This is a genomic window from Flavobacterium sp. SH_e, assembly GCF_025717045.1.
Classification (GTDB): Bacteria; Bacteroidota; Bacteroidia; order Flavobacteriales; family Flavobacteriaceae; genus Flavobacterium.
On record NZ_JAOVZN010000006.1, the window covers coordinates 151,585 to 165,283 of the forward strand.

Consider the following 13,699-nt stretch of genomic DNA (forward strand, 5'->3'; position numbering starts at 1 on the left):
TAATGGTTATTTATGGAATTTTATTGTTCACACAATTTTCCCAATGATGATTAACAATTTCTGTGTTTTCTATGTAAATAAACTTTTTCATGTATTTCATCTTTCAATAAAAATAGTAACCGGACAATCCAATTTTTCTGAAAACTCCTTTTCCATCTGCGGAATAAGTTCTTCTTTCAGATAATTATCTTTCAACATTTCATTTTCACGGCTTACGTAGTTCCCTTTTTCATCAAATTCTGATTGATGCCCAATTTCAAATATTACGGCATTATTCCATGCTATCTTTCTTCCATCAACACTGTACAAACCTTTTGTTGGCTCTTTATTGTCAAGAAAAACTTTAATTACATCTGGATAAGTTTCTTTTACTACTTGAATCAATTTTTCATCTACATCAAGGTTGTGATTGTTTATTCTGCCTTGCAAAAAATACAATGTGTTTCTATCTAACTTTTCAATATAAATGTTGTTGTGCAGATAAATATAAGACAATGAAAGCGAAGAGGTTTGCTGATAAAGATTTTGATTTTCGTTATTTCTCTTAATAAATCTCAAATTGCTATTTGCTAGAATATCATCGTACTTTTTTAAATTCAATTCATTGAGCAAATATTGATCTAAACCTTTTCTATATAACGCCTGAAGATATAAGTAATTTAAACAAATCTCTTTATTATTGCAGATTCCTTTTTCAGCGGCAAGTGTAAAATTATATGGCTGCGGGAATATTTTTTTTAACTGTTCTCCTTTTGGTATTTTTAATTCTTTTAAAAATACTGCTTTATTGTCTTGATTTGCTGTCTGTTCCTTTTTTGCAAAACAGCTTATTAGGAGCAAAAAAGAAGACAGGATGAAAATTTTATTCATTATATATTTCGCCATCGGACGCATTTATTCTGTTTAAAATTCGATTTTCTGAATCAATTGGAAACCATACTGTCGAGAATTCATAATTTTCGACTTCATCTCTAGAAATATTTATTTCTTTACCTGTATTAAGTTCTCTTAACCTGAAATCATCATCCATTCCAAATACCATTTTGAAGTTATCATAATTAGAATCTTTAATCTTTTCATAATTTTCGGTTTGACCTATAATTCTCCATCTTCCTTTTATAATTCCGTCCCAAAATATTTGAACAGGAGAAAACATAACACCCGAATTTATAATTTCATTTAAATCGCTTTTAGCAGAGCAGACCTTTTTAAAAATTTCAACTAATACAGAAGAGTTTGTATCTACGACTCTTCCAAAAGCAAAATCCTTATCTAAATCATTTCAGATAATTTTGTTGTAAGCTTCCAATCTTCTTTCCATAAACAATGGAATGCAAAAAATAGTTCCTAGTTTTACATTTACAAACATAAGATTTTTCCTAATTTTTGCAAATGTACTCCAATAATTAAAATTCAATCAAACTTTTAGATAATATTAACGGATTCTACAGCTAGCTAAACGCCTTATTCTGTTCCTTTTTCTTTAACTTTGCGCCACTCATTAAAAAGTGAGATAAACTTCAAAAAAAATAAAAAACAACTTCAATTTTAGAATAAGGATTTATCAATCTGTTTTTCAAATTCAGGTTAAAATCTGAAATCTAAAATCTAAAATCTAAATTTATATGTTCCCATTACAAAGAGGCAGAAGATTAAGAGTAAATGAATCGATTCGTTCTTTAGTACGTGAAACCAGTTTAAGTCCATCGGATTTTATGTTTCCAATGTTTATTGCTGAAGGAGAAAATGTAAAAGTCGAAATTCCGTCAATGCCTGGAATTTTCAGAAGATCTATAGATTTAACGGTTGAAGAAGTAAAAGAACTTTTTGATTTAGGAATTCGTGCCGTTAACATTTATGTAAAAGTTAGCGAAAACCTAAAAGACAATACTGGAAAAGAAGCTTGGAATGCTAACGGGTTAATGCAGCAGGCTATTCGTGCCATAAAAACGGCTTGTCCAGAAATGATCGTTATGCCAGATGTGGCTTTAGACCCGTATTCAATTTACGGTCATGACGGAATTATAACAAATGGCGATGTAGAAAACGACAGCACAGTTGATGCTTTAGTAAAAATGGCCGTTTCTCACGCAGAAGCTGGTGCCGATTTTGTTGCACCAAGTGATATGATGGACGGACGTGTTTTACGCCTTCGCGAAGGTTTGGATGCTGCTGGATTTCAAAATGTTGGAATCATGAGTTATTCTGCTAAATATGCTTCAGCTTTTTATGGTCCTTTTAGAGATGCTTTAGATTCTGCACCAAAAGAAGCTGATGTTGTTGTTCCTAAAGACAAAAAAACATATCAAATGGATTATGCTAATCGTATCGAAGCTATTAAAGAAGCGTTGTCTGACGTTGAAGAAGGTGCAGATATGGTTATGGTAAAACCAGGAATTGCTTATTTGGATATTGTTCGCGAAATTAAAAATACAGTACATGTTCCTGTAACTGTTTATCAGGTTTCTGGAGAATATGCCATGATTAAAGCGGCATCTGAAAGAGGCTGGCTAGATCACGATAAAATTATGATGGAACAGTTAATGTGCATCAAACGTTCTGGCGCTAATCTTATTTCAACATACTTCGCAAAAGAAGCGGCGATACTTTTAAAGAAATAAGATGAAAAAGATTTTATTTTTAGTTGCTGTTTTAGCTTTCGCATCTTGCAAAAAAGAAACTTCCGAGCCAACAAACGCAGCAACCGAATCTGTTTCTGAAGGAGAATCGGCGAAAGCCAAAAGTCCAGAAGAACTAGGAAAACAGCTTTTTGAAGGAGCTGGAAATTGTTTTGCTTGCCATCAGCCAGATCAAAAAGTAGTTGGACCGAGCATTAAAGAAATTGCCAAAATCTACAAAGATAAAAATGGCAATATAGTTACTTTCTTAAAGGGAAACGCAGAGCCAATTGTAGATCCGAGTCAGTTTGAGGTTATGAAAACCAATTTTGCTATTACTCAGGCAATGTCTGACGAAGAATTAAAAGCAATTGAAACTTACATTTACAGTCATTTAAAATAATTGACTTTAATTAATACAAAAACGACACAAAATTAGTGTCGTTTTTTTTTTTACTCCTTTTCCAAACTACTGACATACTGTTGTCATTTCATTTTTGTAAATTTGAATTTTAACAATAAATATTTTATTAAAATGAATATTCAAAAATTCAATGTAATTGGTATTTCGATAAGAACGACAAATGAAAATGGGCAATCTGGAAAAGACATTCCTGAACTTTGGAATCAATTTTTAGCAGAAGAAATTAGCACAAAAATTCCAAACAAAATAAGTAACGATATTTACTGCATTTATACCGATTACGAAAAAGACCATACTAGACCTTACACAACAATTTTAGGTTGTGCAGTAGTAAATCTAAATGAAATTCCGAACGGAATGATTGGAAAAACAATCGATGGAAATCATTATGAAAAATTTATTGCCAAAGGAAATCTTGCAGAAGGAATTGTTTTTAACGAATGGTTAAAGATTTGGAAGTCTGATTTGAATAGAACTTTTACAGCTGATTTTGAAGTTTACGGAGAAAAAGCACAAAATCCGAATGATGCAGAAGTAGAAATTTATATCGCAATTTAGTTGCAATAAAAAAAGGCGCTTTTATCAAGCGCCTTTTTTAGTATTATAAATCTCTGATTACCAGATTTTAACTCGTTTCTCTGGTTCAACATACATTTTATCTCCTTTCTTAATATCGAAAGCTTTGTAGAAAGCATCCACATTCTGAATTGGCACATAGGCTCTGTACATTCCTGGAGAGTGCGGATCTGTTTTCACTTGATTTTTGATTGCTTCGTCTCTCGTTTTTGTTCTCCAAACTGTAGCCCAAGAAATAAAGAAACGCTGTTCCGGTGTAAATCCGTCAATTAATCCTGGATTTCCATGAGCTTTCAAATACAATTGTAATCCATCAAAAGCAGCATTGATTCCACCTAAATCTCCGATGTTTTCACCCAAAGTAAAATTACCATCAACGTGAATTCCTGGTAGAGGCTCAAGAGCACTGTATTGATTTGCTAAATCTGTTCCAAGAGCAGTGAATTGTTTCAAATCATCTTCTGTCCACCAGTCCACTAAATTTCCTTCTGCATTATAACGTGCACCAGAATCATCAAAACCGTGAGAAATCTCGTGACCAATTACCGCTCCAATTCCACCATAATTAACCGCTTCGTCAGCTTGGTAATTGTAGAAAGGCGGCTGTAAAATTGCTGCTGGAAATACAATTTCGTTATAAGATGGGTTGTAATACGCATTTACCGTTTGAGGAGACATATGCCATTCTGTTTTATCAACAGGTTTAGACAATTTATCGATGCTTTTCTTAAAGTTCCATCTAGATACGTTTTTAGTGTTTTCATAGTAGCTTCCTCCTTCTGCAACACTTTTAATCTCAAGCGCTGAATAATCTTTCCATTTATCAGGATATCCAACTTTAATCGTGATTTTATTCAGTTTCTCAATTGCTTTTGCCTTTGTGTCTTTAGACATCCAAGTTAAATTGTTAATACGATTTTGATAAGCCGTAATTACATTGTGAATCATGTCAACCGCTTTTGTTTTAGCTTCAGCAGGAAAAACTTTCTCCACATAAAGTTTTCCAAGAGCCTCACCAACTGTTCCGTTCACTACATTTAGCGCTCTTTCTTCAGCAGGAAGCTGTTTAATTGCACCTCTTAATGTTTTGCTGTAAAAATCAAAATTAGCTTGATCAATTGCTGTTGTCAATTTACTTGCTGCATTGTTTAATAGATCCCATTTTAGGTATTCTTTCCATTGTGCAACTTTGTTTTCTTTGAAAACAGTTTCTAAAGCTGTCATATATTTAGGCTCAGAAACGATTACAGTTTCTAATTTAGTGATTCCTAAACCCGCAAAATATTCGTTCCATTTGATCGCTGGAGTTAATTTTTGAAGTTCAGCAATTGTCATTGGATTGTATTGCAAACGGCTGTCTCTTCTTTCAACTCTGTTTAATCTTGGTTTAGACAATTCTGTTTCTAAAGCTAAAATTTCAGCAGCACTTTGTTTCGCTTTTTCTGGAGATTCTCCAATAAACTGAAGCATTCTCGCAACATGCAATTCGTATTTTGCACGTTTTTCTTTAGAATCTTTATCATCAGAAGTGTAATAATCTTTATCTGAAAGTCCTAATTGGCTTGGTCCTAAATTTACAGAGTTTTTAGAACTGTCTTTATCATCAGCTCCAATGTAAATTCCAAAAAAGCCAGCGTTTCCTTCTTGTTCCATTTCAACCAAATATTTCTGAACATCCGCAATGTTTTTAATTGCGTCAATTTTTTTCAGATATGGTTTTAATGGTTCGATTCCTCTTTTATTTCTTCCGATAGAATCGAGATAAGTATTAAATAGGTTAACCGCTTTTCCTTGATCTGTATTTGATTTATACTTTGGATTTTTTGAAGCATCTTTTAAAACTGCCATTACATCTTTGTCAGTTTTTTTAATCAGCTCATTAAAACTTCCCCATGTCGTGCGATCACTTGGAATTTCTGTTTTTTCTAACCAAGTTCCGTTTACATATTTGAAAAAATCCTGACTTGGGCTTATTTTCGTATCCATATAAGATACATTAATACCTGGCTCTTTTGGCGCTGTTTGAGCTTGAGCTGCAGTTATTGCAAACATTGCAGATATTGCACCAAACACAGGTTTAGCAAATTGTTTTTTCATAAAAAATTATAGTTTAAGGGAAAATACAAACATATTGTTATTATTTCAAAAATTGTGTTAAAATTCTAACTGTAAAATCAAAAAGACAGATAAATTTCACAAATAGAATTTGAGCACTGGAATATATGTATACAGATACTCATAAAAGTTACAAAAGGCTGTTAAAAAAATAATTCAGTAAAGTTTTTAAAATCTGCTTTTTGTATTTTTGCGCCAAATTATTTTTATGAAATCGCTTTTATATAAATACCGCAAATTCTTTATTGTTTTAATAGTATTTTCGGTGGTTACGATATCTTTGTTTTACTCGGCTTTAAAACCAAAAAAGACACTTCCAATTTACAATCCGTCTGATGTAAATCCTGAATTGGTTGACAGTACGATTCAATATAAAAGCAAATACCACACAATTGCCGATTTCTCTTTCATCAATCAAAACGGAGATACCATTACCCAGAAAAATTACGAAGGGAAAATCTATGTTGCCGATTTCTTTTTTACGACTTGCGGATCGATTTGCCCAAAAATGTCAACAAATTTGGTTGATGTACAAAAAGCAGTTTTAAATAATCCAAAAGTAATGTTGCTTTCGCATACCGTTTTTCCAGAAGTTGACAGTGTTTCTGTTTTAAAAGCTTATGCAATTAAATATGGAGTTGTTGACAGCAAATGGAATTTGGTTACTGGCGATAAAAAAGAAATCTACACTATAGCCAGAAAATCGTATTTGGCTGTTAAATTAGGCAGACCAGATCAGCTTTATGATATGGTTCATACAGAGAATTTTGTTTTGGTTGATCAAAAACGTCGCGTTAGAGGTTTTTATGATGGAACAAATAAAGAAGATATAAAACGTCTTTTAGAAGACATCGAATTCCTTTCTCAAGAATAAAAACCCTTATTTTTAGAAACATTTAGCATTTGTGTAAGCATTAAATGCCCGTATATATATAATAATTACCTATTTTTGCAATCTAAATTCAATCTAAATAAGCTTGCAAAATACAATACACACTCTGAAAAAAGGCGAAAAAGCCATTATCAAAGATTTTGATATCGAACTTATTCCACTTAAATTATTAGAAATGGGTTGTCTGCCTGGCAGCTTAGTTGAATTGCTACAAGTTGCTCCTTTTGGTGATCCTTTATATTTAGACATTAATGGTTCTCATGTTGCAATCCGAATTGAAACAGCTCGTGAAATTGAAGTAGAAATTATCAAAACCAATTTGTAATGAGTGTTCAGAATATCAATGTTGCCCTTATCGGAAATCCAAATACCGGAAAAACTTCAGTTTTTAATCAATTAACAGGTCTTAACCAGCAAGTCGGAAATTACCCTGGAATTACGGTTGAAAAGAAAATGGGTTTTTGCAAATTAACCCACAATATAAAAGCCAACATTCTGGATTTGCCTGGAACATACAGTTTGAACGCTAGTTCCATGGACGAAAGTGTGGTTATTGAACTTCTATTAAATAAAAACGATAAATTATATCCAGATGTAGCGGTAGTGGTAACAGATGTCGAAAATCTAAAAAGAAACTTACTGATTTATACACAAATCAAAGATCTTGAAATTCCGACGATTTTGGTTATCAATATGTCTGATCGTATGGAGCGCAAGGGGATTTCTTTGGATATTCCGTATTTAGAAGAAAAGTTAAAAACGAAAATTGCTTTAGTAAGTTCAAGAAAAGGTTTAGGAATTGAAGAATTAAAAGAACTAATTGTCTCTTATAAAACCATTACACACGAACCATGCTTAAATGCATCAGTAATTGATCCTGAATATTTTCAAAAATTACAGCATGCTTTTCCAAACCAATTGATGTACAAATTGTGGCTTGTTATTACTCAAGATGTTAATTTTTCGAATTTAGATCGAAATGAAATCAGAAGCACTTTTACCAAATCACATTCTGAATTAAAGCGTTTACAGCAGAAAGAAACCATCAAAAGATATCAGTTTATCAATGATATTTTAAAAGAAGGTTTAAAAATTGACGCTTCGATGGCGAAAGACATCCGTGCCAAAATTGATCGAGTTCTAACGCATAAGATTTTTGGTTACGTTATTTTCTTTGCCATTTTATTTTTGATTTTCCAATCGATTTTCAGCTGGTCAACAATTCCTATGGATTTTATTGATAGTACATTTGCTTCTTTAAGCAGTTGGGTTGCAGAAGAATTGCCAAGCGGAATTTTAACAGATTTGCTTTCGCAGGGAATTATTCCAGGTATTGGCGGAGTTATTATTTTCATTCCGCAAATTGCTTTCTTGTTTTTATTTATTTCGATTTTGGAAGAAAGCGGTTATATGAGCCGTGTGGTTTTTTTAATGGATAAAATCATGCGTAAATTCGGGCTTTCAGGAAAAAGCGTTGTGCCATTGATTTCTGGAACAGCTTGTGCGATTCCAGCAATTATGGCAACTCGAAATATCGAAAACTGGAAAGAACGTTTAATTACGATTTTAGTAACGCCTTTTACAACTTGTTCTGCAAGATTACCCGTTTATGCCATTATTATTTCACTTGTAATACCAAGCCAACGCATTTTTGGAGTTTTGAATCTTCAAGGATTAACGCTTATGGCACTTTATGTTTTAGGATTTTTTACCGCTATTTTATCGGCTTATATTTTAAATAAAGTTTTAAAACTAGAGTCTAAAACGTATTTCGTAGTTGAAATGCCAAGTTATAAAATGCCACTTTTCAAAAATGTTGGAATTAATGTGGTAGAGAAAACAAAAGCATTTATTGTTGGGGCGGGTAAAATCATCTTAGCAATATCTGTTATTTTATGGTTTTTAGCTTCTTACGGGCCTGGAAAAGAATTCAACGAAGCTGAAACTATTGTAAAAGAAAGATTTGCCAATACAACTTTGGATGAAACCCAATTTGAAAATGAAGTCAATTCTCAAAAGTTAGAAAATTCATATATCGGATTAATGGGAAGAGCTATTGAGCCAGCAATTCAGCCTTTAGGTTACGATTGGAAAATCGGAATTGCTTTAATCAGTTCATTTGCTGCCCGTGAAGTTTTCGTTGGAACTCTTGCAACCATTTACAGCGTTGGAGATACTGATAACGAATCGACCATAAAAAGTAAAATGCAAGCAGAGGTTCGTCCAGATACCGGAAAGAAAGTATTTGACTTTGCAACAGGAATCTCTCTACTGTTATTTTATGCTTTTGCCATGCAATGCGCCAGTACATTGGCGATTACAAAAAAAGAAACCAATTCATGGAAATGGCCAGCAATGCAGTTGGTTTTCATGAGCGGTCTCGCTTATTTTACCGCATTAATTGCGTATCAACTTTTAAAATAAAAACTTATGTTTCAAGAAATTATAGCCTTTTCAATATTAGGATTAGCTGTCGCTTTTTTGATTAAAAAGTTCTTTTTTAAATCGAAAAAGAAAAAAGATTGCGGCAATGGAACTGATTGTGGATGTTCATAAAGCAGGAACAAAGGAGTAAAGGTATATAGATATAAAGTAAAAAAGCTGTTCAAAATGAACAGCTTTTTTTTATGAGAAAAAATGTCTTATTGTGTTATTTTTAAAACCCAAAATAGCTTATTTGTATATTTTCTAAGGTTAGCTTTGTCTTTTAAAATTCATTTAAAATGACACCAGAAGATAAAATGGAAATAATTCGGGATAATCGAGTTGCCCGATTACTGTGGTTTACGTTAGGTTTTTTCTGCGCAACTGCTATCACTTACCTAGCAATGAAAGGTATTCATTAATCCATTGCAGTTTTTAATAATGAAATATTCCTCAAATATCAAATCCCGTAGGGATGAAATATTTATAGAAACATAGTAGATGCCAATAAAAAAGCCCCAGCGGGGCGATACTAAAAACTGCGACTGCGACTGGATACTATTTCAACCCTTCCCATTCCGCATAAAACTGAGCAAGGAAAGATTCCATAAAACGATGTCTTTCAGCCGCGATTTCTTTTCCCTTCTCTGTATTCATTTTATCTTTAAGCAGTAAAAGCTTTTCGTAGAAATGATTAATGGTCGGAGCATTGTTCTTTTTATATTCCTCTTTTGTCATATTTGTAACTGGAGCAATTTCGGGATTGTATAAAGCTCTGTTCTTAAATCCTCCGTAATTAAAAGCTCTGGCAACACCTATGGCACCAATGGCATCTAAACGATCGGCATCTTGTACAATATCTAATTCGACTGAAGAGAACTTTCTTTCGAAATTTCCTCCTTTATAAGAGATATTTTCAATGATATTAACAACAGAAGTAATTATGTCCTCAGAAACATTTTCTGCTTCTAAAAACGTTCTTGCTGTTTTTGGCCCGATAGTTTCATCACCATTATGAAATTTACTATCGGCAATATCATGCAATAAAGCCCCTAATTGCACAACCGTAAGATCGCACTTTGTTTCTTTCGCAATCAAAATTGCATTCTTATAAACGCGCTCAATATGAAACCAATCATGTCCGCCTTCGGCATCGTTTAATTTTTCTTTAACAAAAGCAATGGTTTTAATAATCAGTTGTGAATCGCTCATATAGAGGTTTTTACAGTTTATAAAAAATGTTGATTGTTGAAGAAACAAAATCTTCAACAATCAACAAATATTTTTTAAAGCAACAATGTTGCTTTTTTAAATTTCAATCTAAAAATTCCAAATTCCAAATTCCAAATTCCAAATTCCAATCTGAAATCTGAAATCTGAAATCTGAAATCTGAAATCTACATTCTAAAATTTTAAAGTCTCGCTGGTTCAACCCATTTGAAGATATGCGATTCTTTTGGTATCACAATTCTTTCAGAGATTTTCGCCATACGAGCTGGCAATTTCATTAAATAGTCACGCGCTTTTTCAGCTTCATCACTTAGATTAGAAATTTTATCAATTTCCCATTTGTTGATCAGTTTCTGCATGATTTCAACATAATCGTTTGCTGTGTAAACTCCAATACGTTGTGCTGAATCTGAGAACTGTTCGAAAGCTGTGCTAATTTTTTGACCAGATTCTCTCAAGAAGTGAGCCGGCATAACGATTTTCTGTTTCATCATGTATTGAAACGCCAACATCATTTCGCTTGGGTCTACTTGGAAAATTCTAGTTACAAATTCGCTATATGCATGATGGTGACGCATTTCATCACCTGCAATCATTTTACACATTTTAGACAATTTGTTATCGCCAAATTTCTTAGCTATCTGAGCCACCCTATTGTGCGAAACATAAGTTGCTAATTCCTGAAAACTAGTATATACAAAGTTTTTGTATGGGTCAGTTCCAGTTCCAATATCAAAACCGTCGTTGATCAAATGCTGTGTTGTCATTTCGATTTCACGCATGTTTACACGACCAGACAAATACAAGTATTTATTTAAAAGATCACCGTGACGGTTTTCTTCACCAGTCCATTGTTTTACCCACTTAGCCCAGCCGTTTCCTTGACTTCCTTCTTGCTGATCTATTCCTTCTACATCCATTAACCATGACTCATATGTAGGCAAAGCCTCTTCTGTGATGGTATCACCAACAAGCGTAACCCAGAAATCGTAAGGAAGTTCTTTAGCAATTTCGCGCAATTCTTTTACCTCTTCAAAGAAGTTTTCTCCTTGAGAATTTGGTAAGAAATCCGACGGCTGCCAAATTTTTTCCACTGGAATTAAATACTGTTCAACGAAGCTATCCACGTTTTTTTCCAAAAACTGCATTACTTCTAATCTAATGTTTTTTATAGACATTACTTATTATAGATTTGGGTTTTACATTTTAGCTCGGACTAAAACTTAAACCTGTTTATACTCATTTATTCCTTCTTTAACTGCTTTTTCAGTAATCTCCATCAGCTCTTCAAATTTATAATCTTTGACAGCCAAAGCTTTATGAGCTGTAAACTTCAGATGATTTCCTAAACCAACAGGAAAAAAACCAAATTTTACCATTTTCCAAGAATTATTGATACTCACGGGTACAACGTATGCAGATGGTGCATATTTGCATAAAATTTTTAAACCGCTTTGCGCAAATTCTTTTGGTACTCCTGTCTTACTTCTTGTTCCTTCTGGGAAAATAACGGCAGATCTTGTGTTTTTTTCGATATATTCAGACAAGCCTTTGATAACTGGTATCGCTTGTTTAGGGTCTTTTCGGTCAATTAGGACAGATCCTCCGTATTTCAAATTATAAGAAACACTCGGAATTCCGCTTCCTAACTCCTTCTTACTTACAAATTTACAATGAAAACGTCTAAAATACCAAATCATTGCCACGATATCGTACATACTTTGGTGATTTGCCACAAAAATGATTGGCGCACCCTTCGGAACCGTGTCTACGCCTTCAATTGTGTATCTTGTTCCCACAAGATTCGTACATTTTAAAAGGCAGAAATTTAAATAATCAACACTTTTTTTGTGAGCCTGGTAACCAAAAACATTTAAACAAATCCACTGAATTGGATGAAAAACAGCCAAACATAAACCAAATAATAAATAATAAATTACCGATATTGGATAAGAAATAATTTTTTCCATGCTTCAAAAATTAATGCGCAAAAGTAGTAAATAAATTTTTAGACTTATTAAAATTGAAAACAATAACTGTTTTTATGGTTTAATTGTACCTTTGCACTAGAATTTGCAAATTTTTTCTGAATTAAATGAACTTTACTTACCCTAAAAATGAGCGTTTAAAAAGCAAAACGACAATTGGTTTACTGTTTTCTGAAGGAAAATCGGTGTCCAAATATCCGCTTCGTTTGGTTTACCGTCAAGCGGAAGTAAATTCAGAAGAACAAACCAAGATTGGCGTTTCGGTTTCTAAGAAATATTTCAAGAAAGCCGTTGATCGAAATTACTTTAAAAGAGTTTTAAGAGAAACCTATCGTTTAAACAAACATTTGCTTCTGGATAATTTGAATCAGCCGTATTCTATAATGCTTTTTTATCAGACAAAAGACCGATTATCTTACCAAGAAATCAACACGAAAATGATTCAGTTGTTTGAGAAATTCTCACTTCAAATAAACAAAACTCCAGATTCTGAGCAGAAAACCGAATCGTAAATTTCAAAACGTAAGATTAATAATCAAATTAGACAAAAAAATCGTAGTTTTAGATCTAAATCGAAATTTTATGCGACATATTTTCTTTTTATCTTTTTTGTTTTTAATTCTTTCAGGCTGCAATAAAGCTGATGCTTCAGCTGAAAACATTGTTATTTCATCTGTAAAAATGCCTGCAAATGCAGAAAATGTCGCTTATGACAGAGAGCCAGATCCGAACAATGCTCCACCGCCACCGCCGCCTCCAGTCAAAGAAAAAATCGAGCAAAAAATCATAAAAGAAGCGACTTTAAAATTTGAAACTGATAATTTAGAAAACTCTTTCAGTCAAATTAAAAAAGCGGCTTCGACTAGTAAAGCACGAATTATAAACGATTCTGAAGGAAAAGATTTTGCAACTCTTTTTAGAAATCTTACTATAAAAGTACCAAGTCAGAATTTTGACCGTTTTATAAGTGATATTTCTAAAGGTGTTTCTTATTTTGAAGTAAAAACTATTTCTGCTCAAGATGTTACCGAACAATATATTGATCTTACTTCGAGATTAAAAACCAAGAAAAAGCTTGAAGAGCGTTATCTTGAAATTTTAAAGAAAGCGAACAAAGTCAGCGAAATTTTAGAAATTGAAGAACAAATTTCAGCTATTCGCGAAGAAATAGAAGCCAAAGAAGGTCAGCTGAAATATTTGGAAAGCCGAGTTTCTGAAAGCACAGTTACTATTGAATTTTATAAAACAATCCCTGAAAAAGAGGGCGTGAAAATATCTTACGGTTCAAAACTTTGGAGCGCAATTGAATCTGGATTCTATACTTTATCCGATTTATTGATTTCACTATTAAGTGCTTGGCCTTTTGTAATTTTGTTTGTTGTATTTGCCTATTTTATTAGAAAAAGATTAAAAAGAAGAAAAAAAGAATAAT

At 32.9% G+C, this 13,699-nt stretch carries 13 protein-coding genes and 1 pseudogene; 8 read left to right on the forward strand and 6 right to left on the reverse strand.

The genetic code is table 11. The annotated features are described in order from the left end of the window. Positions 1 to 96: 96 nt before the first annotated feature. Both OD917_RS11585 and OD917_RS11590 read right to left on the reverse strand, forming a co-directional pair. A complete protein-coding gene (locus tag OD917_RS11585; protein ID WP_263523683.1) occupies positions 97 to 870 on the reverse strand; it encodes a hypothetical protein in 774 nt (257 codons plus the stop codon). Beyond that, positions 863 to 1,261 (reverse strand): annotated as a pseudogene (locus OD917_RS11590) (Imm26 family immunity protein); the annotation flags it as partial. The gene OD917_RS11585 and the pseudogene OD917_RS11590, both read right to left, overlap by 8 nt. Positions 1,262 to 1,625: 364 nt before the next feature. Here OD917_RS11590 and hemB point away from each other — a divergent pair. The 3 genes from hemB (at position 1,626) to OD917_RS11605 (ending at position 3,600) form a co-directional block, all read left to right on the forward strand. Beyond that, positions 1,626 to 2,621, forward strand: coding sequence for a porphobilinogen synthase (gene hemB / locus OD917_RS11595; RefSeq protein WP_263523684.1), 996 nt, complete (start codon positions 1,626 to 1,628; stop codon positions 2,619 to 2,621). A 1-nt stretch (position 2,622) separates the two neighbouring features. Continuing rightward, positions 2,623 to 3,021: a c-type cytochrome gene (locus OD917_RS11600; RefSeq protein WP_263523685.1), complete on the forward strand. Its 399-nt coding sequence runs from the start codon at positions 2,623 to 2,625 to the stop codon at positions 3,019 to 3,021. 132 nt (positions 3,022 to 3,153) lie between these two features. After that, on the forward strand, positions 3,154 to 3,600 hold the full coding sequence (locus OD917_RS11605; protein ID WP_263523686.1) for a GyrI-like domain-containing protein: 447 nt from the start codon (positions 3,154 to 3,156) through the stop codon (positions 3,598 to 3,600). A gap of 57 nt (positions 3,601 to 3,657) precedes the next feature. On the opposite strand, the gene OD917_RS11610 is transcribed toward OD917_RS11605, so the two are convergent. After that, complete coding sequence (locus OD917_RS11610; RefSeq protein WP_263523687.1) at positions 3,658 to 5,715, reverse strand: M13 family metallopeptidase; 2,058 nt, start codon at positions 5,713 to 5,715, stop codon at positions 3,658 to 3,660. 226 nt (positions 5,716 to 5,941) lie between these two features. On the opposite strand from OD917_RS11610, the gene OD917_RS11615 reads away from it, so the two are divergent. The 3 genes from OD917_RS11615 (at position 5,942) to feoB (ending at position 9,049) form a co-directional block, all read left to right on the forward strand. Beyond that, positions 5,942 to 6,607 (forward strand): SCO family protein, encoded by a 666-nt coding sequence (locus OD917_RS11615; protein ID WP_263523688.1) that lies wholly within the window; start codon positions 5,942 to 5,944, stop codon positions 6,605 to 6,607. Positions 6,608 to 6,710: 103 nt separating this feature from the next. Beyond that, positions 6,711 to 6,950 (forward strand): ferrous iron transport protein A, encoded by a 240-nt coding sequence (locus OD917_RS11620; RefSeq protein ID WP_263523689.1) that lies wholly within the window; start codon positions 6,711 to 6,713, stop codon positions 6,948 to 6,950. Then, positions 6,950 to 9,049, forward strand: coding sequence for a ferrous iron transport protein B (gene feoB / locus OD917_RS11625; RefSeq protein WP_263523690.1), 2,100 nt, complete (start codon positions 6,950 to 6,952; stop codon positions 9,047 to 9,049). Before OD917_RS11620 ends, feoB begins: the two co-directional genes overlap by 1 nt. A gap of 558 nt (positions 9,050 to 9,607) precedes the next feature. Here the strand turns inward: feoB and OD917_RS11635 are convergent. The 3 genes from OD917_RS11635 to OD917_RS11645 form a co-directional block, all read right to left on the reverse strand. Beyond that, complete coding sequence (locus OD917_RS11635; RefSeq protein WP_263523692.1) at positions 9,608 to 10,261, reverse strand: HD domain-containing protein; 654 nt, start codon at positions 10,259 to 10,261, stop codon at positions 9,608 to 9,610. A gap of 200 nt (positions 10,262 to 10,461) precedes the next feature. Then, positions 10,462 to 11,457, reverse strand: a complete 996-nt coding sequence (locus tag OD917_RS11640; protein ID WP_263523693.1) for an acyl-ACP desaturase — start codon at positions 11,455 to 11,457, stop codon at positions 10,462 to 10,464. 45 nt (positions 11,458 to 11,502) lie between these two features. Further along, positions 11,503 to 12,249, reverse strand: coding sequence for a lysophospholipid acyltransferase family protein (locus OD917_RS11645; protein ID WP_263523694.1), 747 nt, complete (start codon positions 12,247 to 12,249; stop codon positions 11,503 to 11,505). 125 nt (positions 12,250 to 12,374) lie between these two features. Here OD917_RS11645 and rnpA point away from each other — a divergent pair, with 125 nt between their 5' ends. Then, positions 12,375 to 12,779, forward strand: a complete 405-nt coding sequence (gene rnpA, locus OD917_RS11650) for a ribonuclease P protein component (RefSeq protein ID WP_263523695.1) — start codon at positions 12,375 to 12,377, stop codon at positions 12,777 to 12,779. A gap of 70 nt (positions 12,780 to 12,849) precedes the next feature. After that, positions 12,850 to 13,698, forward strand: a complete 849-nt coding sequence (locus OD917_RS11655) for a DUF4349 domain-containing protein (protein ID WP_129747776.1) — start codon at positions 12,850 to 12,852, stop codon at positions 13,696 to 13,698. Position 13,699 lies beyond the last annotated feature (1 nt).